Source organism: Streptomyces sp. NRRL F-5727, assembly GCF_000719555.1.
In the GTDB taxonomy this organism is placed as follows: domain Bacteria; phylum Actinomycetota; class Actinomycetes; order Streptomycetales; family Streptomycetaceae; genus Streptomyces.
In genome coordinates, this window is record NZ_JOGX01000014.1 from 49,472 (window position 1) to 74,459 (window position 24,988).

The window sequence follows — 24,988 nt, forward strand, 5'->3', positions numbered from 1 at the left end:
AGGGGCCCGGCGCATCCGCGCCGGGCCCCTTCCCCATGGCCTCTCACTTGCTGTAGATCGCCTCGATCTCGTCCGCGAAGTCCTTCGCCACCACGTTCCGCTTCAGCTTCAGCGACGGGGTGATGTGGCCCGCCTCCTCGGTGAACTGGGACGCCAGGACGCGGAACTTGCGGACCGACTCCGCCTTCGAGACCGCCGCGTTGCCGTCGTCGATCGCCCGCTGCACCTCGGCCAGGAGCTCCGGGTCCTCACGGAGCGTGGCGGCGGTGGTGCCGGCCGGCTTGCCGTGCTCGGACGCCCAGCGGCCCAGGAACTCCTCGTCGAGGGTGACCAGCGCGCCGACGAACGGACGCCCGTCGCCGACCACCATGCACTCCGCCACCAGGGCGTGGGCACGGATCCGGTCCTCGATGACCGCCGGGGCGACGTTCTTGCCGCCCGCCGTCACCAGGATCTCCTTCTTCCGGCCGGTGATCGCCAGGTAGCCGTCCTCGTCGAGGGTGCCGATGTCGCCGGTGTGGAACCAGCCGTCCGCCAGCGCCTCGGCCGTCGCCGCCTCGTTGTTCCAGTACCCGGTGAAGACGTGCTCGCCGTGCAGCAGCACCTCGCCGTCGTCCGCGATCCGCACCACCGAACCCGGCAGCGGCTGGCCGACCGTGCCGATCTTCGGGCGGTCCCACGGGTTGAAGGCGGTCGCCGCGCACGACTCCGTCAGGCCGTAGCCCTCCAGGACGGTGAAGCCGATGCCGCGGAAGAAGTGGCCGAGCCGCTCGCCCAGCGGCGCGCCGCCGGAGATCGCGTACTCGCCCCGGCCGCCGAGCACCGCCCGCAGCTTCGAGAAGACCAGCTTGTCGAAGAGCCGGTGCTTCAGCCGCAGGCCGAGCGACGGGCCCTGCGGGGTGGCCAGCGCGCGGCTGTAGGCGATGGCCGTGTGCGCGGCCTTGTCGAAGATCTTGCCCTTGCCGTCGGCCTGCGCCTTGGCCCGCGCCGAGTTGTAGACCTTCTCGAAGACGCGCGGCACGCCCAGGATCAGCGTCGGCCGGAAGGAGGCCAGCTCGTCCGTGAGGGTCTTGATGTCCGGGAGGCAGCCCAGCCGGATCGGGGCCATCACCGAGGCCACCTCGATCAGCCGGCCGAAGACGTGCGCGGCCGGGAGGAACAGCAGCACCGACGACTCGCCGGTACGGAAGAGCGGCTTCAGGCGTTCCACGACGTTGCCGCACTCGGCGAAGAACGCCCGGTGCGTCAGCACACAGCCCTTGGGGCGGCCCGTCGTGCCCGAGGTGTAGACGATGGTCGCCGGGTCGTCCGCGTTCGCCGCCGACATCCGCGCGTCCAGCGTCTCGTCCGAGACCTCCGCACCCGCCTCGGTCAGCCGCGCGATCGCGCCGTCCTCGATCTGCCACAGCCCCTGGAGCGCGGGCAGCCCCTCGCGGACGGACTCCACGGACGCCTGGTGCGCCGCGGACTCCACGACCGCCAGCGAGGCGCCCGAGTCGCCGAGGATCCACTGGATCTGCTCCGGCGAGCTGGTCTCGTACACCGGCACGGTCACCCCGCCGGCGCTCCAGATCGCGAAGTCGAGGAGCACCCACTCGTAGCGGGTGCGGGAGAGCAGCGCGACGCGGTCGCCCACCCCGACCCCGGCCGCGACCAGACCCTTGGCGACGCCCCGGACCTCGGCGAGGAACTCCTCGGCGGTGACGTCCGCCCACCCGCCGTCGGTCTTGCGGGCCATCACGGCGACATCTGGGTGCTGGGAGGCGTTGCGGCGGATGAGATCCGTCAGGTTGCCGTCCGAGGGGACCTCGTACAGGGCCGGAAGGCTGAACTCGCGCAAGACTGCTGCTCCTCATCGGGCTCCGGTGCCACGGCTCTGTGTGACGCACCGGTGCGGTCCATGATCGGGCAGGTGCTCGGTGGGGGTGAGCACGACTGTGGACTGCCCGGACGTTACCCACCAGTACGTGGTTCCCGATAGGGGGTCCCGGCCAGATGTTCCGTGCGTCACACCAGCGTGACGCTCCTCTCCGCACAGTAATCCACAGCTTTCCCGACTCCCAAGTAACCGCAGGTCCGACGCCCTAAGGTGGGCCCATGCGAGTCCACGTGGTCAGCGATGTGCACGGCAACTCCGGCGCCCTCGCCCGGGCGGGGGACGGCGCCGACGCCCTCATATGCCTCGGCGACCTGGTCCTCTTCCTCGACTACGCCGACCACAGCCGGGGCATCTTCCCCGACCTCTTCGGCGTGGCGAACGCCGACCGGATCGTCGAGCTGCGCACCGCCCGCCGCTTCGACGAGGCCCGGGACTTCGGCCGCAGCCTCTGGGCCGGACTCGCCGTCGACCGCGCCACCGCCATCGAGGCCGCCGTCCGCCGCCAGTACGCCGAACTCTTCGCCGCCTTCCCCACCCCCACCTACGCCACCTACGGCAACGTCGACATCCCCACCCTCTGGCCCGAGTACGCCGCCCCCGGCACCACCGTCCTCGACGGCGAGCGGATCGAGCTCGGCGGCCTCGTCCTCGGCTTCGTCGGCGGCGGCCTGCGCACCCCCATGCGCACCCCGTACGAGATCTCGGACGAGGAGTACGCCGCCAAGGTCGAGGCCCTCGGCGAGGTCGACGTCCTCTGCTCCCACATCCCGCCCGAGGTCCCCGAGCTGACCTACGACACCGTCGCCCGCCGCTTCGAGCGGGGCAGCCGCGCCCTCCTCGACGCCATCCGCCGCACCCGCCCCCGCTACGCCCTCTTCGGCCACGTCCACCAGCCGCTGGCCCGCCGGATGCGGATCGGCGCCACCGAATGCGTCAACGTCGGGCACTTCGCGGCCACCGGCCGCCCCTTCGCCCTGGAGTGGTGACGGGCCCGGCACGGGGGCGCGATAGCCTTCCACCGGCACGTGTCCGTGCCCTCAAGACTTCCGCCGGACCGCACAGTGGAGGAGCCACCGCGATGGCCGAACACACCAGCTCGAGCATCACCATCGAGGCGGCGCCGGCCGACGTCATGGGTGTGATCGCCGACTTCGCCCGCTACCCCGACTGGACCGGCGAGGTCACCCAGGCCGAGGTCCTCTCCACCGACGAGGCCGGCCGCGCCGAGAAGGTCCGGCTCGTCCTCGACGCCGGCGCCATCAAGGACGACCACACCCTCGCCTACACCTGGACCGGCGCCCACGAGGTCAGCTGGACCCTGGTCAAGTCCCAGATGCTGCGCTCCCTCGACGGCTCCTACCGGCTCACCCCGCTCGCCGGCGACCGCACCGAGGTCACCTACCAGCTCACCGTCGACGTCAAGATCCCCATGCTCGGCATGATCAAGCGCAAGGCCGAGAAGGTCATCATCGACCGCGCCCTCGCCGGCCTGAAGAAGCGCGTCGAGTCCCAGGCGTGAGGCCCCGGCGCCGGACGGCCTGAGCCGGGGCCCGGATCCCACGCCGCCCCCCGCCTGCCGCCCGCCGCCCGAGGCGCCCGCGGGGCCGCGATAGCGTCACCCGCATGCGGATCATCCTCGTCACCGGTACCGGCGGCGCCGGGCGCACCACGGTCGCCACGGCGACCGCCCTCGCCGAGGCCCACGCGGGCCGCCGCGTGCTGCTCGTCCCCGGCGACACCGAGCCGGAGCGCACCGGACCCGCCGCGGACGCGGCCGCCGCCGCGGGCCCCGGGACGCTCACCGTCCTGCGGCCCGACCCCGCGGCGGACTTCCGGCGCGAGTTCCTCGCCCTCCAGGCCCGCTCGGGGACCGTCCTCGACCTCCTCGGCGCCTCGCCGTTCGAGGACGCCGAACTCACCGAACTGCCCGGCAGCCGCCCGTTCGCCCTGCTCCGCGCGGTCCGCCAGGCCGCCGCCGGGGACCACGACCTCGCCGTCGTCGACCTGCCGCCGCTCCACGAGGCCCTGGGCCTCCTCGCCCTCCCCGCCCAGCTCCGCCGCTATCTGCGCCGGCTGCTGCCGCCCGAGCGGCAGGCCGCCCGCGCGCTCCGCCCGATGCTCGCCCAGCTCGCCGGCGTCCCCATGCCCGCCCAGTGGCTGTACGAGACCACCGCCCGCTGGGAGCGGGAGCTCGCCGCCGTCCAGGCCGTCCTCGAGGCCCCCGGCACCACCGTCCGGCTCGTCGTCGAACCCGGCCCGGCCGCCGCCGCCACCCTCCGCGACGCCCGCCTCGGCCTCGCCCTCCAGGGCCTCGCCCTCGACGCCGTCATCGCCAACCGGCTGCTCCCCGCCGCCTCCGAGGACCCCTGGCTCGCCGCCCTCACCACCCAGCAGCACCGGCACCTGGAGACCCTCCGCGCCGACGCCGGCGACCTCCTGCACGAGCTGCCGCACCTCGGCCGTGACCCGCGCGGCCCCGAGGACCTCGCCCTGCTCGCCGCCGTACGCCCCGGCCTCCCGCCCGTCCCCGCTCCCGCGCCGGCCGTCGAGGACCGGCGCGCGGAGGACGGCGTGCTCGTCTGGCACCTGCCCCTGCCCGGCGCGGTCAAGGGGGAGCTCTCCCTCGTCCGCAGGGGCGACGAACTGCTGCTCGGCGCGGGCCCCTTCCGCCGCACCCTGCCCCTCCCGCCCGCCCTGCGCCGCTGCACCGTCACCGGCGCGGGCCTCGTCGACGGCGACCTCGCGATCCGCTTCGCCCCCGACCCCGGACTCTGGCCCAAGCCCTCCTGACCGGCGCCCCCGGCGTGTACCGTCGAAGGAAGGGAAGCGACGGAGGAGTACGCCATGAGCAGCGATTCGGACGCCTGGGCCAAGGCGTGCGCCGAGGACCTGGAGGCGGAGAAGGCCCGCCGCCGCGCGGAGCACGGCGAGGAGCCCGGCTCGCCCGCCGAGGAGTTCCGCAAGCTCTTCGAGGCCGTCGCCGAGAAGCTGACCGGCGGACTCGGCGCCGCGGCCCCGCTGTTCGGCGGGCCGGCCGCGGGCGCCGCCGCCCAGGCCGCCGAGACCGTCAAGGGCCTCGTCAACCAGGCGAAGGCCGCCGTCGAGCCGGTCATCGAGCGCAACCCGCAGGTCTTCGACCACCTCGCCGCCGCCGGCAGCGAACTCCTCGCCGCCTACCGCTCGGCCGTCGAGGGCCACGAGACCCGCTGGACCCGCGGCCCCGGCGCGGGCCCCGGCCTCGACGAGGACGACCCCCGCCGGGCCGCCGACACCCCCCGCGAGCCCGACGCGGACGACCGCGAGGACGGCGGCGACGGCCCCGTCACCGGCCGCCCCATCGACCTGGACTGATCAGTACGGCCCCTCCCCTCGGGTACGGTGGGCCCTAGCGGGGCTCGACCGAAAACTGAGGGACTTCATGGGACTCACCATCGGCGTCGACATCGGCGGCACGAAGATCGCGGCCGGTGTGGTCGACGAGGAGGGCAGCATCCTCGACACGCACACGGTGCCCACCCCGCCGACCCCCGAAGGCATCGTCGACGCCATCTGCGCGGCCGTCTCCGAGGCCGGCAAGGGCCACCAGATCGAGGCCGTCGGCATCGGCGCGGCCGGTTACGTCGACGACAAGCGTGCCACCGTCCTCTTCGCGCCGAACATCGACTGGCGGCACGAGCCGCTCAAGGACAAGGTCGAACAGCGCGTCGGCCTGCCCGTCGTCGTCGAGAACGACGCCAACGCCGCGGCCTGGGGCGAGTACCGCTTCGGCGCCGGCCAGGGCCACGAGGACGTCATCTGCATCACCCTCGGCACCGGCCTCGGCGGCGGCATCATCATCGGCAACAAGCTGCGCCGCGGACGCTTCGGCGTCGCCGCCGAGTTCGGCCACATCCGGGTCGTCCCCGACGGCCTGCTGTGCGGCTGCGGCAGCCAGGGCTGCTGGGAGCAGTACGCCTCCGGCCGCGCCCTCGTCCGGTACGCCCGGCAGCGCGCCGCCGCCACCCCGGAGAACGCCGAGGTCCTCCTCGCGCTCGGCGACGGCACCCCCGAGGGCGTCCAGGGCAAGCACGTCAGCGAGGCCGCCCGCGCCGGCGACCCGGTCGCCATCGACTCCTTCCGCGAGCTCGCCCGCTGGGCCGGCGCCGGCCTGGCCGACCTCGCCTCGCTCTTCGACCCGTCCGCCTTCATCGTCGGCGGCGGCGTCTCGGACGAGGGCGAGCTCGTCCTCGACCCCATCCGGAAGTCCTTCCGGCGCTGGCTGATCGGCGGCAGCTACCGCCCGCACGCCCAGGTCCTCGCCGCCCAGCTGGGCAACAAGGCCGGCCTCGTCGGCGCCGCGGACCTGGCCCGCCAGGGCTGACCTCCGCGCCATCCGGTCGATGCCCGCCGCGCCCTCTGGGGCGGGGCGGGCATCCGGCCTATGTTGGGCCCATGGCCCTCGACGCGACCGGCGTGCTGCCCGCCTCCCGTACCGAGCCGGACGGTTCGGCCGTGGTCCGGATCCTCAGCTACAACATCCGCTCGATGCGCGACGACGAGGACGCCCTCGCCCGGGTGATCCGGGCCTGCGCGCCCGACGTCGTCCTCGTCCAGGAGGCGCCGCGCTTCTTCCGCTGGCGCAAGCATGCGGCCCGGCTCGCCGCCAAGAGCGAACTGGTCATGCTCTCCGGCGGGGCCACCGCCGCGGGGCCGCTGCTGCTCTGCTCGCTGCGGGCCACCGTCGAGCGGACCGAGGACGTGCTCCTGCCGCTCACCCCCGGCCTGCACCGGCGCGGCCTCGCCACCGCCGTCGTCCGCTTCGGCGCGGTCCGGCTGGGCCTGGTCAGCTGCCATCTGAGCCTGCGCGAGGACGAGCGGTACGCCCAGGCCGGGCTGGTCCTCGACCGGGTCGCCGCGCTGGACACCCCGTACACGATCGTCGCCGGCGACCTCAACGAGCGCCCCGGCGGCCCGGCCTTCACCCGGCTCACCCGGACGCTCCGCGACGGCTGGGAGACCCGCCCCCTGGGCACCGGCCCCACCTTCCCGGCCACCGCCCCGCGCAGCCGCGTCGACGCCGTCCTGGCGACGGACGGCGTCGAGTTCCTCGGCTGCGGCGTCCCCACCGCCCTCGACCCCGCCGACCTGACCGCCGCCACCGATCACCTGCCGGTGCTGGCGGCGGTCCGGCTCCCGGCCCCGGCCTGACCACGGGCCGCCGAAGCCCGGGATGCGCCCGGCGCCGAGCGGCGCGGGAGGATCAGACCACCGCGCCGCGGCCCGGGTCGTCGTAGCCGTCGTCGTCCTCGTCGTCGCCCTTCATACGGGCCACCAGGGTCACGAAACCGCCCAGGAAGCCGCCGATGCAGAGGGTGGTGAGCCACCAGGTCATGTCCCACTGGAGGAGGACGGCGACCAGCATCAGGACGGGGCCGCCGACCACCGCGAGCCAGGCGAACTTGGTGGTGGTGTCCGCCTCCGGCAGCGGCGGCGGCTCCGGCGGGACGAAGTGCCCCTCGTCCGAGGCGCCCCCGGACTCCGGCTCCGCCAGGCTGTAGTCGCGCGGCCCGCCCGGCCGCACCCCGGGCGCGAAGACGACCGAGCTGCCGAGGGCCGGCTTCTCGTCGCCCTCGTCGCCCGAGTCGGGGCCCGGCTCCGGCTCCGGCGCGAGCGGCGACGGCGTCTCCCGCTTCGGCTTGTCCGGCTTCGGCACGTCGCTGCCCGAGGCCGCCCGGGCCTCACGGGCCTCCAGCTCCTCCGGCTCCGGCAGCCTCAGGTTCTCGATCGGCCGGAACGGCCGCGTCCCCGGCGGGTCCACGGGCTCCTCGCCGTACCCGGCGACGATCGCGGCCCACGCCGCCTCCTCGTCGATGGGCTGCGGCTCCCGCTCGCCACCGTCCTGCTGGTCAGCCACCGCTCCTGCTCCCCTTCCCGCCCACGAGTCCCGGGGCGAGACGCTCGACGAACGCCAGACTCTCCTCGAAGATCCTCTCCGCGTCATGGTCCAACGTCGCCACGTGGTAGCTCTGTTCCAGCAGGACCTCCTTCACGTCGGTGGAGGAGACCCGGCTGAGCACCCGGGCCGAGTCGGCCGGCGGCACCACGTGGTCCTGCGGGCTGCGCAGCAGCAGCAGCGGCTGGGTGACCTGCGGCAGCTCGCCGTCGACCAGCCGGAAGAACTGCCGCAGCGAGTGCGCGGCGTGCAGCGGCACCCGGGTGTACCCGACCTCGGTCATGCCCTCCTTCGCGATGTCGTTGGCGACGCCCTTCGTCGTCGGGACGAGGTGCCGCACGACCGGCAGCGCCTGCGCGGCGAGGCCGTGCACCTTGTTCCCCGGGTTGACGAGGACGATGCCGCGGACCGCGTCGCCGTGCTTCGCGGCGAGCCGCAGCGTCAGCGCCCCGCCCATCGAGAGCCCGAAGACGAAGACGGTGGAGCAGCGGGCGGTCAGCTCGCGCAGCGCCCGGTCCACCTCCGCGTACCAGTCGTGCCAGGTGGTGAGCTGCATGTCCTGCCAGCGGGTGCCGTGGCCGGGCAGCAGGGGCACCGACACCGTCAGGCCGCGGTCCGCGAGGTACTCGGCCCACGGGCGCATCGACTGCGGGGAACCGGTGAATCCGTGACAGAGAAGGACGCCGACCTCTCCGCCCTCATGGCGGTACGGCTCGGCTCCGGGAAGGACCGGCACCGGGGTCTCCTGTTCGGTTGCGGCTCCGGCGCGTCGGGGGCGCCGGAGTCGTACGGCGGTGGGGGAAGGACCTTCACGGTACGCGACCGGACCGACACCCGACCAGGGCCGCAGCGGGGGCGGCCCGCCGGTACGGGATAAAGTCGTCACGACGGCACACGGAAGGCATGGCGAGTTGATCTACGGCGCGATGAAGTTCTCCATCGGAGGCTCCCTGAAGCTGGCCTTCCGGCCCTGGGTGGAGGGCTTGGAGAACGTTCCCGCCGAGGGTCCCGCGATCCTCGCGAGCAACCACCTGTCCTTCTCGGACTCCTTCTTCCTGCCGGCCGTGCTCGACCGCAAGGTCACCTTCATCGCCAAGGCGGAGTACTTCACCACGCCCGGCGTGAAGGGCCGGCTGACCGCCGCCTTCTTCAAGGGCGTCGGCCAGCTCCCGGTGGACCGCTCGGGCGCCCGCGGCGCCGGCGAGGCGGCCATCAAGGCCGGCATCGAGGTCATCGAGGGCGGCGGCCTCTTCGGCATCTACCCCGAGGGCACCCGCTCGCCCGACGGCCGCCTCTACCGCGGCAAGCCCGGCGGCCTCGCCCGGGTGGCGCTGGCCACCGGCGCCCCGGTGATCCCGGTCGCCATGATCGACACCGAGAAGATCCAGCCGCCCGGCAAGGTCGTCCCGAAGCTGATGCGCCCCGGGATCCGGATCGGCAAGCCGCTGGACTTCTCCCGCTACCAGGGCATGGACGGCGACCGCTTCATCCTGCGCTCGGTGACCGACGAGGTCATGTACGAGATCATGAAGCTCTCCGGCCAGGAGTACGTGGACATCTACGCGACCGCCGCGAAGCGGCAGATCGCGGAGGCGGAGAAGGCGGCCAAGGAGGCCGTCAAGGCCGAGATCGCCGCTCGGGAAGAGTCCGGCGCGTAAGCCCGACGAGGGCTTTCCGGGGGGGTGGGGGAGATGGCCAAGCGCGAGCGTGTCGTGCGCATGTCGGTCGAGCAGCCGCTGTGGCGGGCGCTCACCGGCTACCGCGTCCTGACGATGGTCTACGCGGTGCTGGTCTTCGCCGCCGCCCGGGACGACTACGAACGGCCCTGGATCGCCGTCGGCTATCTGGCGGTGCTCTGCGTCTGGACCCTCGTCACCCTCCCCAGGGTGGCGAACGCGGCCAGCTGCACCAAGCGGTTCCTCGTCGCCGACCTGACCCTCGCCCTCACCGGCATCCTCCTCACCCCGCTCGCCGACGCCCACGCCCAGTCCGTCGACGGGCCCACGCTGCCGACGATATGGACCGCGGGCTCGGTCCTCGCCTACGCCATCAAGGGCGGCTGGCGCTGGGCCGGCCTCGCCTCCTCCCTCGTCGCCGTCGCCAACATCATCGAGCGCGGCCACCCCAGCCGGGACACCGTCCACAACGTGATCCTGGTCTGGGTGGCCTCCATCGCCATCGGATACGTCGTCGAGGTCGCCCGCGCCTCCGAGCGCACCCTCGCCCGCGCCCTGGAGATCGAGGCCGCCACCCGGGAGCGGGAGCGGCTCGCCCGCGACATCCACGACAGCGTCCTCCAGGTCCTCGCCATGGTGCAGCGGCGCGGCACCGCGCTCGGCGGGGAGGCCGCCGAGCTGGGCCGGATGGCCGGCGAGCAGGAGGTCGCCCTGCGCACCCTGGTCGCCGGCGGCCTCACCCGTACCAGCCACGTCTCCGAGGACGAGTCCGAGGGGGCGGTGGTCCGGGTCGTCGAGGTCGACGACGAGCCCGACGACGGCACCCCCGTCGACCTGCGCACCCTGCTCGCCCCGCGGGCCGGCGCCCGGGTCACCCTCTCCGACCCCGGGGTGCCCGTCCCGCTGCCCGCCGCGGCCGCCCGCGAACTGGCCGCCGCCGTCGGCGCCGCCCTGGACAATGTGCGGGTGCACGCGGGCGCGGACGCGCGCGCGTGGATCCTGGTCGAGGACTGGGACGACGAGGTCATCGTCACCGTCCGGGACGACGGGCCCGGCATCCCGGAGGGGCGGCTCTCCGAGGCGGAGGGCGAGGGGCGGATGGGCGTCGCGCTCTCCATCCGGGGGCGCCTGCGCGACCTGGGCGGCACGGCCGAGCTGGTCTCGGTCCCCGGCCAGGGCACCGAAGTCGAACTGAAGGTCCCGCGACCGGCGCGGGGCGCACGGGGGAAGGCAGGAGAGCAGTGAACGAGGTCCACAACCAGGCGGAGCGGCCGATCAGGGTGATGGTCGTCGACGACCACCCCATGTGGCGGGACGCCGTCGCCCGCGACCTGGCCGAGGCCGGCTTCGACGTGACCGCCACCGCCGGCGACGGCGAGCAGGCCGTCCGCCGCGCCCCGGCCGCCACCCCCGACGTCCTCGTCCTGGACCTGAACCTGCCGGCCAAGCCGGGCGTCCAGGTCTGCAAGGAACTCGTCGGCACCCTGCCGGGGCTGCGGGTCCTGGTCCTCTCCGCGAGCGGCGAGCACGCCGACGTCCTGGAGGCCGTGAAGTCCGGCGCCACCGGCTACCTGCTGAAGTCGGCCAGCACCGAGGAGCTGATCGACGCGGTCCGCCGCACCGCCGCCGGCGACCCCGTCTTCACCCCGGGCCTGGCCGGCCTGGTCCTCGGCGAGTACCGCCGCCTCGCCTCCGAGCCCGCCCCCGCCGCCGGCGCCGGGGAGCCCGAGGCGCCGCGCCTCACCGACCGCGAGACCGAGGTGCTGCGGCTCGTCGCCAAGGGCCTCAGCTACAAGCAGATCGCCGAGCGGCTGGTCATCTCGCACCGGACCGTGCAGAACCACGTCCAGAACACCCTGGGCAAGCTGCAGCTGCACAACCGCGTCGAGCTCGTCCGGTACGCGATCGAGCGCGGCCTCGACGAGGGCTGACCGGGACGGCCGACCGGCCCGGGCGCCGGGCGGACGCGGGGACGGAGCCGTATATTCGGGCGCGTATGCGGCTCTTTGGCGGCTCTGTGGCGGGAGGACTGGCGTGGAGATCCTGGCGTTCGGCGTGCAGGCGGACGAGAAGCCGATGATCGAGAGGGCCTTCGCCGGCCACCACGACGTCCGCTGCCTCGACGTCTTCCTCAACGAGGACACCGCCCCCATCGCGGCCGGCTACGAGATCATCTCCACCAGCGTCAACGCCATCCTCGACCACCGGGTCCTGCAGACCCTCGCGGCCGGCGGCACCCAGATGATCGCCCAGCGCTCCACCGGCTTCAACAACATCGACCTGGAGGTCGCCGAGCGCCTCGGCCTCACCGTCGCCCGGGTCTCGTACTACTCGCCGTACTCCGTCGCCGAGTTCGCCTGGACGCTCGCCATGGCCGTCAACCGGCGGATCGTCCGCGCCTCCAACCGCACCCGGGACTTCGACTTCCGCCTCGACGGCCTGATGGGCCGCGACATGCACGGCCGCACCGCCGGCGTCCTCGGCACCGGCAAGATCGGCGAGGCGTTCGCCCGGATCGCCCACGGCTTCGGCATGCGGCTCCTCGGCTGGGACGTCGCCGAGAACCCGGCCTGCCTCGAACTGGGCATGGAGTACGTGGACAAGGACCGGCTGCTCGCCGAGGCCGACCTCGTCAGCCTCCACGTGCCGCTGCTGCCCGCCACCCACCACCTCCTCGACGCCGCCGCCCTCAAGGCCATGAAGGACGACGCGGTCCTGGTCAACTCCAGCCGCGGCGGCCTGGTCGACACCGACGCCCTCGTCGCCGAACTCCGCGCCGGCCGCTTCGCCGGCGTCGGCCTCGACGTCTACGAGGCCGAGGCCGGCCTCTTCTTCCTCGACAAGTCCCTCGCGGGCGTCGAGGACGACACCCTGGCCCGCCTGGTGACCTTCCCCCACGTGGTGGTGACGAGCCACCAGGCGTACTACACCGAGGACGCGGTCGGCCAGATCATCGACACCACGGTCCAGAACGTCCTCGACTACACCGCCGGCCGGCGCGGCGAGAACGTCCTGGTCCCGCGGGCCGCCGCGTAGGACACGCCTACACCAGCACCCCCGCCAGCAGCGAGGCCGTCACCGCCGCGCCCTCCAGCGTCAGCACCGACTCCGGGTGGAACTGGACGCCGGCGAACCCGGCGCCGCGCAGCGCGTGCACCTCGTCCGTCTCCGCGTCCCGGCTCACCTCGATCCGGTGCAGCGCCAGCTCCGTCGCCTCCCGCTCGTCGCAGCGCGCCGTGAAGCTGTTGTAGAAGCCGACCGTCCGCTCCTGCCCGAACAGGTCGATCCGGACCTGGGCGCCCTGGAACGGGACCCGCTTGCGGACGATGTCCAGGCCCAGCTCCGCCGCGATCAGCTCGTGCCCGAGGCACACGCCGAGCAGGCCGTGCCGGTGGCCGCGCAGCAGCTCGGCGGTGAGCCCGCGCAGGAACCGCATCTTCGGGTCGGCCGCGTCCGTCGGATCGCCCGGCCCGGGGCCCAGCACCACCGGCCCCTCGTGCGCCAGCGCCAGCTCCCGCAGCCCCGGCTCGTCGTACCGCAGCACCGACACCTCCAGGCCCGAGGAGCGCAGCAGGTGCGCCAGCATCGCGGTGAAGGTGTCCTCGGCGTCGACCACCAGCGCATGGCCCGTCAGCTCCGCCGACCGGGACTGCATCCGCAGCCAGAACGGCGCCAGGTCCGCCCGCCGGGCGTCCAGCGCGGCCCGCACCCGCGGATCGTCCGCCAGCCGCGGCCGGGCGGGGGAGTCGTCCGCCGGGCGTCCGTCCCGCACCCCGAGCGCCGCCAGCACCGCCGCCGCCTTCGCGTGGGTCTCCGCGACCTCGCCGGCCGGGTCCGAGTGCCGCACCAGGGTCGCCCCCACCGGCACCCGCAGCCGCCCGTCGGCGGCGATGTCGGCGGTCCGGATGAGGATGGGGGAGTCCAGCGTCTGCGCCCCGTTCTCGTCCGTGCCGAGCAGCGCGAGCGCTCCCGCGTAGTAGCCGCGCCCGACCCCGTCCGCCCCGAGGGGCTCGTACCGCTCGATCACCCGGCAGGCGTTCTGCACCGGGGACCCCGTCACGGTCGCCGCGAACATCGTCTCGCGCAGCACCTCCCGCACGTCCAGCGAGGACCGCCCGCGCAGCTCGTACTCGGTGTGCGCGAGATGCGCCATCTCCTTCAGCCGCGGCCCGATCACCACCCCGCCCCTGTCCCCGACCGTGCACATCATCTTCAGCTCCTCGTCGACCACCATGGAGAGCTCCTCGGTCTCCTTGCGGTCGGCGAGGAAGCCGAGCAGCCCCTCGGCGGTGGGCGCGCCCCCGTCCGGGTACCGGTACGTGCCGCTGATCGGGTTCATGACGACCGTGCCACCCGACATCCGCACGTGCACCTCCGGGCTGGCCCCGACCAGGCACCGCTCCCCGGTGTGCACGACGAAGGTCCAGTACGCGCCCCGCTCGCCCGCCAGCAGCCGCCGGAAGAGGGCCAGCGCGTCGGCCCGCCCGAAGCCGGGGATCTCGCCGGTGAAGGTCCGCCGGATGACGAAGTTGGCGCCCTCGCCGGCGCCGATCTCGTCCTCGATCACCCGCCGCACGATCCCGGCGTACTCCTCGTCGGAGACGTCGAAGGCCCCGCCGGTGACCTCGACCCGGTGGGCGGGCAGCGCGTCGAGCACCTCGCCGAGCGGCAGCTCGTACGTCTCCTCCGCGACCAGCACGGAGAGCGGGGTGCCGTCGTCCCGCACGTCGAAGCCCCGCTCCCGGATCTGCCGGAACGGCACCAGCGCGAGCGCCGGCCGCTCGCCCACGGGCAGCTCGGCCAGCCGCTCCGCCTCGTGGACGGCGCCGACCAGCACCTCGACGGTGTCGTGGTCACGGCCGGGGGTGCGGCGGCGCAGCAGGGCGAAGGGCGGTGCGGAGTCGTCGAGGAGACGGGAGAGGTCGAAGTCCATGGCTGTGGGTTCCTTCCGGTCGGAGTACGGAGAGGAACGGCCTCGGAGGTACGAGAAAGGCCGCCCCTCGGGCGGCCTTCGCGTGGTCTTCGGAGTACGCGCAGTCAGTGGGCCGCCGGAGGGACGGTCCACCACCAGTTCTGGGTCGGAAGCGCGTACATGCGAGCACTGTAACCCAGGGCGGGACGGGAACGGGGCCCGTTCCAGGCCGTGAACGGCGCGGAACGAGCCCCGAAGGGATGCGGGTGACGCGATCGGAGATCAGACGATCAGGTCGTAGATCCCCCAGCCACCGCCGACCGAGACGCGCGGGGCGTACGGGTTCGGGTAGCCGTTGGTGTTCTTGTAGAACCACAGGTTGCCGGAGCCGTCGCGGGCGATCAGGTCGGGCTTGCCGTCCTTGTCGAGGTCGCTCGGGCCGACCATGACGTTGTAGACGCCCCAGCCGCCGCCGACCTTGGCCCGGGTGGCGTACGGGTTCGGCGAGCCGCCCGTGTTCTTGTACAGCCACAGGTAGCCGGCCGTGTCGCGGGCGATCAGGTCGGGCCTGCCGTCACCGGTCATGTCGCCGGTGCTGATCAGCTCGTTGTAGACGTTCCAGCCGCCGCCGACCTTCACGCGGGTCGCGAAGGGGTTCGGGGTGGCGCCGGTGTTCGTGTACAGCCACAGCACGCCGGAGGCGTCCCGGGCGATCAGGTCCGGCCGGCCGTCCGCGTTCATGTCCCGGGCGCCGAGGAGCTTGTTGTAGACGCCCCAGCCGCCGCCGACCTTCAGACGGGTGGCGAAGGGCTTGGACGGGTTGCCGGTGGCCTTGTAGTACCAGAGCACGCCGTCCTTGTCCCGGGCGACGATGTCCCCGGTCCCGTCGGCCCGCAGCGCGGTCATCGGCGTGATCGCGTTGTACACGCCCCACCCGTCGCCGACCCGGTAGCGGGTCAGGAACGGCGCGGTCCCGGACCCGGTGCCCTGGTACTGCCAGAGGACGCCGGACTTGTCGCGGGCGATGACGTTGTAGCGGTCGGTGGTCGGGACGGCCGCCTTGGTGGTGACCTCCTTGATGTCGGCGGCCTTCACCCAGCCGAGGCGGTGGTTGAACCGGATCGGGACGAACAGGTTCGTCTTGCCCACGACCCGGGTGCCCACGGCGTTGTAGGTGCTGGAGAAGTAGTCACCGGGAACGGCGGGGCCGACCTTCACGTACTGCTGGCCCGCGGGGAGGCTGTACTTCGTCAGCGAGGCGTTGTTGTTGGCCTGGACCGAGACGCCGGTGCCGGTGTACGCGGAGTCCTCGGGGTAGGCGCGGCCGTAGACCGGGATCGACGTGGCGCCGTCCTTGGCGGTGACCGCGGTCTTCACGCCGACCAGCGAGGTGAACTGGCCGCCCGGGTTGTAGAACCACGCCTTCTTGCCGCCGAACCAGATGGCGGTCCAGTTGCTGCGGGACTCGGCGACGACGTGCACGCTGCCCGCCGTGACCTTGTTGGCCCAGTTCGAGCCCTGCGACCAGAGCGCCGTGAAGTACGGGTCCTTGAGGGCGTAGGCCGGGTCGGCCACGGGCTCCGAGTAGAGGTAGACGAAGTTCGCGGGCTGCGGGGCGGCCGTCTTGTTCGTCCCGGCGACGTCGTCGTAGTACGTGAGCGTCGGCTGGTTGGCCGAGGTGAACGGCGGCACGATCCGGACCAGCTGGCCGGCCTGGAGCAGGCCGCCCGCGTTGCCGGCGCCGGTCGGCGCGCCCGCCTTGCCCATGAAGAGGTTCCAGTCCCAGAACGGGCCCGGGTCCCAGTGGTCCTGGATCTTGGAGTCCAGGATGCTCGGCACGTCGTCGTGGCCGATGACGTGCTCGCGGTCGAGCGGCACGGAGAACTTGGTCGCCAGGTACTTCACCAGCGCGGCGGTGGACTCGTACTGCGGCTCCTTGTACCAGCCGCCGCCGCCCTTGATCGCGTATCCCTCCTGCTCGATACCGATCGAGTGCATGTTCACGGTCTTGTTGCCCGCGTGGAACGCCTCGTTCTTGGTCTCGACCATCTGGGTCACGCGACCGTCGTTGCGCACGACGTAGTGCGCGCTCGCCCAGCTGTTGGCGTTCTTGAAGACGCTGACCGCGCCGTCGTGGGTGCCCTCGACGTCGTGGATCACGATCTGGTTGATGTTGTAGCCGTTGGAGCCCCGGTCGGCGATGTTGTAGTTGCCGAGGTCCTTCGCGTACGCGGCGGAGTCGTAGACGCACGCCAGACCGGCCGGGCACTCGACCGCCGCGGTGGTCGCGGCGAAGCTCGCGGCCAGCGGGACGTTCGCGGGCTTCACCGGCTCGACGTCCGGGTCGGCCGGCAGGACGACCTGCTCGCCGTCGGCCGTCAGGGCGCTCTCACCGGTCTTGATCGACTCGAAGACACGCTTGGCGAACAGGTCGGCGCCCTTGCGGTCCTCGGACTGGCTGAAGCGGGCGACGGCCGGGTACCAGGCGCCCGGCTCCTCCGACAGCTCCGCGCCGGCCTGCTTCTGGTAGTCGGCGAGGAGGGCGGCACCGGCGCGGATGGAGGCGGCGGTGTCGTTCTGGACGGACTCGGTGGAGCTGTCGATCAGCTCGGCGGCCTTGTCCAGGGTGTGCAGCCGCGGGTCGTCGGTGTCGACGGTCTCCTTGCGGAGCGTCTCCAGCGCCTTCTTCCCGTCGAACTTCTTCTCGATCGCCGGGTCGCCGGAACGATTCATCAGATCGAGCAGCTGCTCGTCCGTGTTCTGCTCCAGGTCCTCGGGGTCGACCTTCGTCAGGCCCATGACGTTGTAGTCACCGGTGACGCTCGGCTGCCCGTCGTGGGACTCCCACCGCGTCTGGCGGTACGACACCGCCATCAGCACGCTCTGCGGCACGTCGAACTCCGCCGCCGCCGACGCGAACTGTTCCTGGAGGGTGGCGTTGGAGCCGGGCTTCGGGTCGTCGGCCGTGCCGAGGAGGCCCGGCGAGGCGACCGCGATGGTGCCGATCGTGGCCGTGGCGACGACCGCGGCCGCCGCTCCGTACAAGAGTCGTTTCTTCTTGCGATCCCTGCGGTGCCTCTGGGTCACGCCCACCCCTGTGTCGTCAGCTATGTATTTGGGAGGAAGGTTTTGCTCGTTTGCTAAACGCGGGTGAGGGTAACACCACTCGATGGCGTGAAGATCGCGCCCGGACATTACGGGCGCGCGTCTCAGTCACTGGGCAGGGGACAGGACAGGACGAAGAACCCCGTAGTGTTGTCCGCGTGACCGTGAACGCTGAATCCCACGCCGTCGCCAAGGCGACCTGGCGAGACCTGCCCGCGGCGCAGCAGCCCGAGTACCCCGATGCCGAGGCTCTGCGCGATGTGATCGCGGACCTCGAGTCGTATCCTCCGCTCGTCTTCGCCGGCGAGTGCGACCAGCTGCGCGCCCGGATGGGAGCCGTCGCCCGTGGCGAGGCGTTCCTGCTCCAGGGCGGCGACTGCGCCGAGGCGTTCGACGCGGTGTCGGCCGACCACATCCGGGCCAAGCTGAAGACGCTGCTCCAGATGAGCGCCGTCCTGACGTACGCGGCGTCCGTGCCCGTCGTGAAGGTGGGCCGCATCGCCGGGCAGTACTCCAAGCCCCGCTCCAAGGGCACCGAGACCCGTGACGGCGTGACGCTCCCCACCTACCGGGGCGACTCCGTCAACGGCTTCGACTTCAACGAGAAGGCCCGCGTCCCGGACCCGGAGCGCCTGAAGCGGATGTACCACGCCTCCGCCTCCACGCTCAACCTGGTCCGCGCCTTCACCACCGGTGGCTACGCCGACCTGCGCCAGGTGCACGCCTGGAACCAGGACTTCGTGAAGTCGTCCCCGTCCGGCCAGCGCTACGAGGCGCTCGCCCGCGAGATCGACAACGCGCTGAACTTCATGAAGGCGTGCGGCACCGACCCGGCGGAGTTCAAGGCCGTCGAGTTCTACGCCTCGCACGAGGCGCTGCTGCTCGACTACGAGGGCGCCCTGACCCGTACGGACTCGCGCACCGGCAAGCTGTACGACACCTCCGGCCACATGGTCTGGATCGGTGAGCGCACCCGCCAGCTGGACCACGCGCACATCGAGTTCGCCGCGCGGATCGCGAACCCGATCGGCATCAAGCTGGGCCCGACGACCACCGCGGAGGAGGCGCTGCAGTACATCGAGCGCCTCGACCCGGACCGCGAGCCGGGCCGGCTGACCTTCATCGTCCGCATGGGCGCCGACAAGGTCCGGGACAGGCTTCCGGAGCTGGTCGAGAAGGTCACCGCCTCGGGCGCCACCGTCGCCTGGGTGACCGACCCGATGCACGGCAACACCTTCGAGGCGGCCTCGGGCCACAAGACCCGCCGCTTCGACGACGTGCTCGACGAGGTCAAGGGCTTCTTCGAGGTCCACAAGGCGCTGGGCACCCACCCGGGCGGCATCCACGTCGAGCTCACCGGTGACGACGTCACCGAGTGCGTGGGCGGCGGCGACGAGATCTTCGTCGACGACCTGCACCAGCGCTACGAGACGGCCTGCGACCCGCGCCTCAACCGGAGCCAGTCGCTCGACCTCGCGTTCCTCGTCGCCGAGATGTACCGCGATCAGTAAGTAGCTTCCTACAGCGATGGGGCGCGGATCCTTGTGATCCGCGCCCCATCGTCGTATCGAAGGCTTTTGCGCCCCTCACCCGCCGGGTAAGGTTAGGTTAGCCTAATCGATCTCGGCGGGAGGTGAACCGCGTGTACGTCTGCTCATGCTTCGGTGTCACGGAGAAGCAGGTCAAGGAGCACGCGGAGGCCGGCGCCTGCACGCCCCGCCAGATCGCCTCCGCCAGCAAGGCGGGCACGGACTGCGGTTCGTGCGTGCGGCGCATCCAGGCCCTCCTCGGGCGGGGGAACTGCCCGCGCCGTGAGCTCCTGGACCAGGGCATGCCCGCCCTGACGGCCGAGGTCACCGACCTGTCAGAGGCCGCCTGACCCCGGTCAGCTCGGCTGCTCGATGAGCGTCGAGAGGTAGAGCGCCTCGCCCAGCGACTCGATCAGCTCCAGCTGGGTGTCCAGGTAGTCGATGTGGTGCTCCTCGTCCGCGAGGATCTCCTCGAAGAGGTTGGCCGAGGTGATGTCGCCCTTGGCGCGCATGACCTCGATGCCCCGCTTGAGGCGGTCGATGGCCTCCACCTCGACCTGGCGGTCCGCCTGGAACATCTCGGTGACGGTCTGGCCGACGCGCACGTGGAAGAGCCGCTGGTAGTTGGGCAGGCCGTCGAGCATGAGGATGCGCTCGGTCAGCTTGTCCGCGTGCTTCATCTCGTCGATGGACTCTTCGCGGGTGTACTTCGCGAGCTTCGTCCAGCCCTTGTTGTCCTGGATGCGGTAGTGCAGCCAGTACTGGTTGATGGCCGTCAGCTCGCCGGTCAGCTGCTCGTTCAGAAACTCCAGGACCTCGGGGTCGCCCTGCATCGCTCAAGGTTCCTTCCATCACGGGGTGTGTCCGGCCCCTCACAGGGCAGGATGGCCGCATCCTCGCACTCCGAATGGGGGGCGTCCAGTAAGTGCAGGCTTAGTAGGAGTTGCCCGAATGGGTGCGTCCGGGTGGGTGGCTGGTCATGACCACCCCTCGCGGTCTGTCACCATGGATGACATGGGTCAGCCGGACAGCGGAGTACACCGGGAAGCGGGGATGCCGGACATTTCGCCCGAGCTGCCGCCGGGGCAGCGGCTCCAGCGTGGCTGGCCGGTGACCCACTACGGGCCGGTGCCGAAGTTCAAGCCCGAGCGCTGGGAGTTCCGGGTCTTCGGCGCGACCGCCGACGGCGAGAAGCGCTGCTGGAACCACGAGGAGTTCTCGGCCCTGCCGTTCTCCACGGTGGTGGCCGATCTGCACTGCGTGACGAAGTTCAGCATGCTCGGCGCCGAATGGGGCGGCGTCACCGCCCGGACGGTCCTGGAGCTCGCGCCGCCGGCGCCGCACGTCACGCACGTGATGGTCTGGGCCGAGTACGGCTACAGCGCCAACATGCGGCTCTCGGACTTCGCCGACGAGCGCACGATCTTCGCCACCCACAAGGACGGCGAGCTGCTCACCGCCGAGCACGGCTTCCCGCTGCGGCTCGTCGTGCCGCACCTGTACGCCTGGAAGGGCCCGAAGTGGGTCCGCGGCGTCGAGTACATGACGGCCGACCGCCGGGGCTTCTGGGAGGAGCGCGGCTACCACAACGTCGGCGACCCCTGGACCGAGCAGCGCTACTCGTACCAGGAGGGGCCGGGCGACGGCCCGGAGCTGTGACCCCCGGGGTCGTCGCGTACGGCTCTGTTCAGTGGTGGTACCGGTGCACCACCGCATGGCCCTTGCCGCGTCCGATCATCCACTTGTTCACCGGCGTGGTGACCAGGAAGGCGACGAGGAACGCGAAGGCGAGGGCACCCCAGAAGAGCGCGTCCGACAGATGCGCGTCCATGGCGCCCGGCACCACCAGCAGGACGGCGTTGTCGACGATCTCCATCACGGTGATGGAGATCGTGTCGGCGGCGAGCGCGACGCCGACGGCCGCCTTCAGGGTCAGCCCCGCCCGCTTCACGGCCCACAGGGTGAGCGAGTAGCCGAAGAGGAACGCCAGGACGATCGCGAGGGCCATGGTCGGCGCGTTGCCCCAGCCGAGCGCGGTGCCGATGATCATGCCGAGGACCTCGCCGACGGCGCAGCCGGTGAGGCAGTGCAGGGTGGCCTTCGCGGCCATGCCCCAGGACGCCGTCCCCGCGCCGTGACCGGCGTGGCCCGTGTGGTCGGCGTGGTCCGCGTGGCTCGCGTGGTGGTCGTGCGCTGCGTGCTCCATGAGGGCCGCATACCCCCTTGGGGTACTGCTCAATCGAGAGCGGTCAGCAGCGGGTCGGTCCCGGATCAGGCGCGGAGCTTCTTGAGCAGCTCGATGTCGGCGACGTGACCCTCCTTGCCGCCCGGCGTCTCGATGACCAGCGGGACGCCGTCGGTGGCCGGATGGCGCAGCAGCTGCCGGAACGCCTCCTCGCCGATGTGGCCGACACCGATGTTGGCGTGCCGGTCCTTGTGCGCGCCGACCACGTCCTTGGAGTCGTTGGCGTGGATCAGCCGCAGCCGGCCCTCGCCGACCGTGGCGACCAGCTCGTCCAGCGTCCGTACCGCCCCGCCCGGCTCCGCGAGGTCGTGGCCGGCCGCGAAGACGTGGCAGGTGTCGAGGCAGATCCCCAGCCTGGGGTGGTGGTCGAGCGCGTCGAAGTACGGGCCGAAGTCCTCGGCGCGGGAGCAGAGCGAGAAGCCCTGGCCGGCCGTGGACTCCAGGAGCAGGTACGGGTCGTCCTCGTGGGTCAGCTCGTCGAGCAGCGGCCGCATCCGCTCCCGTACCTGCGCCAGCGCCTCCTCGCGGGGGCGGCCGCCGGTCGCCGAGCCGGTGTGGACGACCACGCCCCGGGCGCCGATCTCCCGGCCGCGCCGCAGCGAGTGGCGCAGCGACTCCACCGACTTCTCGACGGTGGCCTCGGTGTGGGAGCCGAAGTTGATGAGGTACGGGGCGTGCACCCAGGCCGACAGGGACTCCGCCGCGCACTCCTCGCGGAACCGTTCGTCCTGGGCGGGGTTGCCGGTGGGGGTGGCCCAGCCGCGCGGGTTGGCGACGAAGACCTGGACGGTCTCGGCGCCGAGCTCGCGGGCGTAGCCGAGGCCGGTCGTGGCGAGTCCGCCGGCCACGGGGACGTGGCCGCCGACGGGGTTGCGCATGGGTGTCTCAGATTCCCTTGATGGTGATGGCGACGGTGGAGCCCTCCGGGGCGGTCTCGCCGCCCTCGACGGACTGGCCCGTGACCTCGTCGCCGAGGAAGGGGAAGCTCTTCTCGACCTTCACCTCGAAGCCGGCGGCCTCCAGCTCCTCGCGGGCCTCGTCGGCCGTCATGCCGACGACGTCCGGGACCTCGACCTGGCGCGGGCCCTTGGAGACGGTCAGGGTGATCGCGTCGCCCTTCGCGGCCCGGCTGCCCTCGGCGAGGGACTGGGCGGCGACCGCGCCGGCGTCCTCGGGGGAGTGGACCCGCTCCGGTGCGACGGACACCTTGAGGCCCGCCTCCTGGAGGAGGGCGGTGGCGTCGGCGACGGTCTCGCCGGTCACGTCCGGGACGTCGACCGGGGCGCCCTTGCTGACCACCAGCGCGACGGCCGAGTCCGGGGCGCGCTCGGTGCCCGGCTCCGGGTCCGAGCCGATCACCGCGCCCTGGGCGACGGTCGTGCTGAACTCGCTGGAGACCACGCCGGGCGCGAGGCCCTCCTCGGTGAGGATCCGCTTGGCCTCGTCGAGCGGCTTGTTCCGCAGGTTGGGCACCTTCACGATCTCCGGCCCCCGGGAGAGGGTGAGGGTGACGGTGGCGTGGCTGCGGACCCGCTCGCCGGGCGCCGGGTCGACGCCCATCACGGTGCCGCGCTCGTACACCTCGCTGAAGGCGCGCTTCGTCGTGCCCAGCTCCAGGCCGGCGTCGGCGAGCCGCTGGGCCGCGACCTCCTCGGTCTGGCCGAGGACGGCGGGGACCCGGGTGAACTGGCCGGCGTTGATGTACCAGACGCCGGCGCCGAGGCCCAGCGCGAGCAGGACGCCGACGACGATCAGGAGCGGGCCGTTCGCGGGACGGCGCCGGGCGGGACGGAGCGGTCCGGCCGGCGGGGGCTCGGGGGTGGCGAGACGGCTGGTGTGCTGCACCGGGTGCGGGTCGGCGGCCTCGGCCCCGGCCGCCGGGACGGCACGGGCGATCACGCTGGTGCGGTCCTCGCCGGTGTCCCGCTGCTCGGTCCGCGCCCGCGGCGGCAGCGCGTCCAGCTGGGCGTCGGTGAGCGCGGCCCGCGCCTCCCGGACCAGGGCGAGCAGCGCCACCGCGTCGTGCGGGCGGACGTCGGGGGTGCGCGCGGTCGCGGCGGCGACCAGCTCGTCCAGCTCCAGCGCCAGCCCCGGGACGGCGGCGGACGGGGCCGGCACGTCGGTGTTGAGGTGCCGGTAGAGGACCTGCGCGGGGGTGTCGCCGGTGTGCGGCTTGGCGCCCGTCAGCATCTCGTACAGGACGACGCCGCAGGCGTAGACGTCGGCGCGGGTGTCGGCGGTGCCGTGCTCGATCTGCTCGGGGGCGAGGTACGAGACGGTGCCGAGGACCGCGCCGGTGGTCGCGGTCGCGGAGCCGACCGAGCGGACCAGCCCGAAGTCGGCGACCTTGACCCGGCCGTCGTCCCCTATCAGCACGTTCTCCGGCTTCATGTCCCGGTGCACGAACCCGGCCCGGTGCGCGGCGCCGAGCGCGGCGAGCACCGGCTCCAGGATGTCCAGGGCGGCCCGGGGCTGGAGCGCGCCGCGCTCGCGGAGCACGTCGCGCAGGGTGCAGCCGGAGACGTACTCCATCGCCAGATAGACGTACGCGCCCTCGGCGCCCTGGTCGAAGACGGCGACCACGTTCGGGTGCGCGAGGCGGGCGACGGACTTCGCCTCGCGGATGAACCGCTCGACGAAGACGGCGTCCGCCGCCAGCGCGGGGTGCATCACCTTGAGCGCGAGGACGCGGTCGAGGCGGGTGTCGACGGCCCGGTAGACCGTGGCCATCCCGCCGACGGCGATGCGCGCGTCGACGCGGTAGCGGCCGTCGAGCAGCCGCCCGACGAGGGGGTCCTGAAGGGTCGTGTCCACGGCGTCGAGTCTACGAGCCGGTACGCGCTCCCCCCGCCCCACGGGCCCCGACCGCAGCACGCTTGTGACGTACCCCGCGCTTCCCGCCCCGGGCCGGGGTCAGAACGCGGGGCGTTCCGGGTCCAGCCGGGCGCGGCCCTCCACGGGGGAGGACGCCTCGGCGAAGTGCCGGCGGGGGATCCGGCCGGCGCGGTGGGCCAGCCGGCCCGCCTCCACCGCGTGCCGCATCGCCGAGGCCATCAGGACCGGCTCCTGCGCGCGGGTCACCGCCGAGGCGAGCATCACCGCCGCGCACCCCAGCTCCATCGCGAGCGCCGCGTCCGAGGCGGTGCCCGCGCCGGCGTCGAGGATCACCGGGACACCGGCCCGCTCCACGATCAGCTCGAAGTTGTGCGGGTTGCGGATGCCGAGGCCCGAGCCGATGGGGGAGCCGAGCGGCATGATCGCCGCGCAGCCGACGTCCTCCAGCTTCCGGGCCAGCACCGGATCGTCGTTGGTGTACGGGAGGACGGTGAAGCCGTCGTCCACCAGCGTCTCGGCGGCGTCCAGGAGCTCCACGCCGTCCGGGAGGAGGGTCCGCTCGTCCGCGACCACCTCCAGCTTGATCCACTCCGTGCCGAGGGCCTCCCGGGCCAGCCGGGCGGTGAGGACGGCCTCGCCCGCCGTGAAGCAGCCGGCCGTGTTCGGCAGCACGCGGATGCCGAGCCGGTCCAGGACGGAGAGGACCGAGCCCTGCACGGTCGGGTCGAGACGGCGCATGGCGACCGTGGTGAGCTCGGTGCCGCTGGCCACCAGGGAGCGCTCCAGGACGTCCAGGCTGGGGGCGCCGCCGGTGCCCATGATGAGCCGGGAGGAGAACTCCGTACCGCCGAGGACGAACACGTCGTCGGACATCG

At 72.7% G+C, this 24,988-nt stretch carries 24 protein-coding genes; 13 read left to right on the top strand and 11 right to left on the bottom strand.

What is annotated here, in order from left to right; all coding sequences use genetic code 11:
- Positions 1-43 precede the first annotated feature (43 nt).
- The gene (locus tag IF73_RS0113170) at positions 44-1,840 is read right to left on the bottom strand and encodes an AMP-dependent synthetase/ligase (RefSeq protein WP_031007018.1); all 1,797 of its coding nucleotides are present in this window, start codon (positions 1,838-1,840) and stop codon (positions 44-46) included.
- Between the two features lie 257 nt (positions 1,841-2,097).
- Between IF73_RS0113170 and IF73_RS0113175 the strand changes: the two genes are divergently transcribed.
- The 6 genes from IF73_RS0113175 to IF73_RS0113200 all read left to right on the top strand — a co-directional run bounded on the left by IF73_RS0113175 (position 2,098) and on the right by IF73_RS0113200 (position 7,066).
- Positions 2,098-2,865, top strand: coding sequence for a metallophosphoesterase family protein (locus tag IF73_RS0113175; protein ID WP_078868045.1), 768 nt, complete (start codon positions 2,098-2,100; stop codon positions 2,863-2,865).
- 92 nt (positions 2,866-2,957) lie between these two features.
- Positions 2,958-3,398 carry an SRPBCC family protein gene (locus tag IF73_RS0113180; protein WP_031007023.1) on the top strand — a complete coding sequence of 147 codons (441 nt, stop codon included), beginning with the start codon at positions 2,958-2,960 and terminating at the stop codon, positions 3,396-3,398.
- Between the two features lie 104 nt (positions 3,399-3,502).
- Positions 3,503-4,669: an ArsA-related P-loop ATPase gene (locus tag IF73_RS0113185; RefSeq protein WP_031007026.1), complete on the top strand. Its 1,167-nt coding sequence runs from the start codon at positions 3,503-3,505 to the stop codon at positions 4,667-4,669.
- A 54-nt stretch (positions 4,670-4,723) separates the two neighbouring features.
- Positions 4,724-5,230, top strand: coding sequence for a DUF5304 domain-containing protein (locus IF73_RS0113190; RefSeq protein WP_031007028.1), 507 nt, complete (start codon positions 4,724-4,726; stop codon positions 5,228-5,230).
- Between the two features lie 67 nt (positions 5,231-5,297).
- The gene (locus tag IF73_RS0113195) at positions 5,298-6,239 is read left to right on the top strand and encodes an ROK family glucokinase (protein WP_031007029.1); all 942 of its coding nucleotides are present in this window, start codon (positions 5,298-5,300) and stop codon (positions 6,237-6,239) included.
- A 71-nt stretch (positions 6,240-6,310) separates the two neighbouring features.
- Positions 6,311-7,066: an endonuclease/exonuclease/phosphatase family protein gene (locus IF73_RS0113200; RefSeq protein ID WP_031007032.1), complete on the top strand. Its 756-nt coding sequence runs from the start codon at positions 6,311-6,313 to the stop codon at positions 7,064-7,066.
- 52 nt (positions 7,067-7,118) lie between these two features.
- Here the strand turns inward: IF73_RS0113200 and IF73_RS0113205 are convergent, their stop codons facing one another.
- Together IF73_RS0113205 and IF73_RS0113210 are read right to left on the bottom strand one after the other, a co-directional pair.
- The gene (locus IF73_RS0113205; protein ID WP_031007034.1) at positions 7,119-7,772 is read right to left on the bottom strand and encodes a hypothetical protein; all 654 of its coding nucleotides are present in this window, start codon (positions 7,770-7,772) and stop codon (positions 7,119-7,121) included.
- Positions 7,765-8,547, bottom strand: coding sequence for an alpha/beta hydrolase (locus tag IF73_RS0113210; protein ID WP_031007036.1), 783 nt, complete (start codon positions 8,545-8,547; stop codon positions 7,765-7,767). Before IF73_RS0113210 ends, IF73_RS0113205 begins: the two co-directional genes overlap by 8 nt.
- Positions 8,548-8,722: 175 nt before the next feature.
- Here IF73_RS0113210 and IF73_RS0113215 point away from each other — a divergent pair, with 175 nt between their 5' ends.
- From IF73_RS0113215 to IF73_RS0113230, 4 genes are all read left to right on the top strand, one after another.
- A complete protein-coding gene (locus tag IF73_RS0113215) occupies positions 8,723-9,469 on the top strand; it encodes a lysophospholipid acyltransferase family protein (RefSeq protein ID WP_031007038.1) in 747 nt (248 codons plus the stop codon).
- Positions 9,470-9,502: 33 nt separating this feature from the next.
- Entirely contained in the window at positions 9,503-10,732 is a 1,230-nt protein-coding gene (gene macS / locus IF73_RS0113220) for a MacS family sensor histidine kinase (RefSeq protein WP_031007040.1), read from the top strand.
- A gap of 38 nt (positions 10,733-10,770) precedes the next feature.
- Entirely contained in the window at positions 10,771-11,418 is a 648-nt protein-coding gene (locus IF73_RS0113225) for a response regulator (RefSeq protein WP_037879101.1), read from the top strand.
- Positions 11,419-11,521: 103 nt separating this feature from the next.
- A complete protein-coding gene (locus IF73_RS0113230) occupies positions 11,522-12,523 on the top strand; it encodes a 2-hydroxyacid dehydrogenase (protein ID WP_031007044.1) in 1,002 nt (333 codons plus the stop codon).
- A gap of 7 nt (positions 12,524-12,530) precedes the next feature.
- Here IF73_RS0113230 and IF73_RS0113235 read toward each other — a convergent pair whose 3' ends face one another.
- The 3 genes from IF73_RS0113235 to IF73_RS0113240 form a co-directional block, all read right to left on the bottom strand.
- Positions 12,531-14,420 (bottom strand): anthranilate synthase family protein, encoded by a 1,890-nt coding sequence (locus tag IF73_RS0113235; RefSeq protein ID WP_031007046.1) that lies wholly within the window; start codon positions 14,418-14,420, stop codon positions 12,531-12,533.
- Positions 14,421-14,524: 104 nt separating this feature from the next.
- Positions 14,525-14,581 (bottom strand): trp operon leader peptide, encoded by a 57-nt coding sequence (locus tag IF73_RS42840; RefSeq protein ID WP_107049246.1) that lies wholly within the window; start codon positions 14,579-14,581, stop codon positions 14,525-14,527.
- 100 nt (positions 14,582-14,681) lie between these two features.
- Complete coding sequence (locus tag IF73_RS0113240) at positions 14,682-17,444, bottom strand: N-acetylmuramoyl-L-alanine amidase (protein WP_234338221.1); 2,763 nt, start codon at positions 17,442-17,444, stop codon at positions 14,682-14,684.
- 218 nt (positions 17,445-17,662) lie between these two features.
- On the opposite strand from IF73_RS0113240, the gene IF73_RS0113245 reads away from it, so the two are divergent.
- Together IF73_RS0113245 and IF73_RS0113250 are read left to right on the top strand one after the other, a co-directional pair.
- Positions 17,663-19,015 (top strand): class II 3-deoxy-7-phosphoheptulonate synthase, encoded by a 1,353-nt coding sequence (locus IF73_RS0113245; RefSeq protein ID WP_107049243.1) that lies wholly within the window; start codon positions 17,663-17,665, stop codon positions 19,013-19,015.
- Positions 19,016-19,137: 122 nt separating this feature from the next.
- Positions 19,138-19,383 (top strand): (2Fe-2S)-binding protein, encoded by a 246-nt coding sequence (locus IF73_RS0113250; RefSeq protein WP_031007053.1) that lies wholly within the window; start codon positions 19,138-19,140, stop codon positions 19,381-19,383.
- Positions 19,384-19,389: 6 nt separating this feature from the next.
- Here the strand turns inward: IF73_RS0113250 and bfr are convergent, their stop codons facing one another.
- Positions 19,390-19,866: a bacterioferritin gene (bfr, locus tag IF73_RS0113255; RefSeq protein ID WP_030493020.1), complete on the bottom strand. Its 477-nt coding sequence runs from the start codon at positions 19,864-19,866 to the stop codon at positions 19,390-19,392.
- A 181-nt stretch (positions 19,867-20,047) separates the two neighbouring features.
- Here bfr and IF73_RS0113260 point away from each other — a divergent pair, with 181 nt between their 5' ends.
- Positions 20,048-20,692 carry a sulfite oxidase-like oxidoreductase gene (locus tag IF73_RS0113260; protein WP_031007055.1) on the top strand — a complete coding sequence of 215 codons (645 nt, stop codon included), beginning with the start codon at positions 20,048-20,050 and terminating at the stop codon, positions 20,690-20,692.
- 28 nt (positions 20,693-20,720) lie between these two features.
- Here the strand turns inward: IF73_RS0113260 and IF73_RS0113265 are convergent, their stop codons facing one another.
- From IF73_RS0113265 to IF73_RS0113280, 4 genes are all read right to left on the bottom strand, one after another.
- Entirely contained in the window at positions 20,721-21,239 is a 519-nt protein-coding gene (locus tag IF73_RS0113265) for a DUF4396 domain-containing protein (protein ID WP_031007057.1), read from the bottom strand.
- A 65-nt stretch (positions 21,240-21,304) separates the two neighbouring features.
- Positions 21,305-22,156 carry a deoxyribonuclease IV gene (locus IF73_RS0113270; RefSeq protein ID WP_031007059.1) on the bottom strand — a complete coding sequence of 284 codons (852 nt, stop codon included), beginning with the start codon at positions 22,154-22,156 and terminating at the stop codon, positions 21,305-21,307.
- Between the two features lie 7 nt (positions 22,157-22,163).
- Complete coding sequence (pknB, locus tag IF73_RS0113275; protein WP_031007061.1) at positions 22,164-24,092, bottom strand: Stk1 family PASTA domain-containing Ser/Thr kinase; 1,929 nt, start codon at positions 24,090-24,092, stop codon at positions 22,164-22,166.
- A gap of 99 nt (positions 24,093-24,191) precedes the next feature.
- Entirely contained in the window at positions 24,192-24,986 is a 795-nt protein-coding gene (locus IF73_RS0113280; protein ID WP_031007063.1) for a thiazole synthase, read from the bottom strand.
- Between the last annotated feature and the right edge of the window lie 2 nt (positions 24,987-24,988).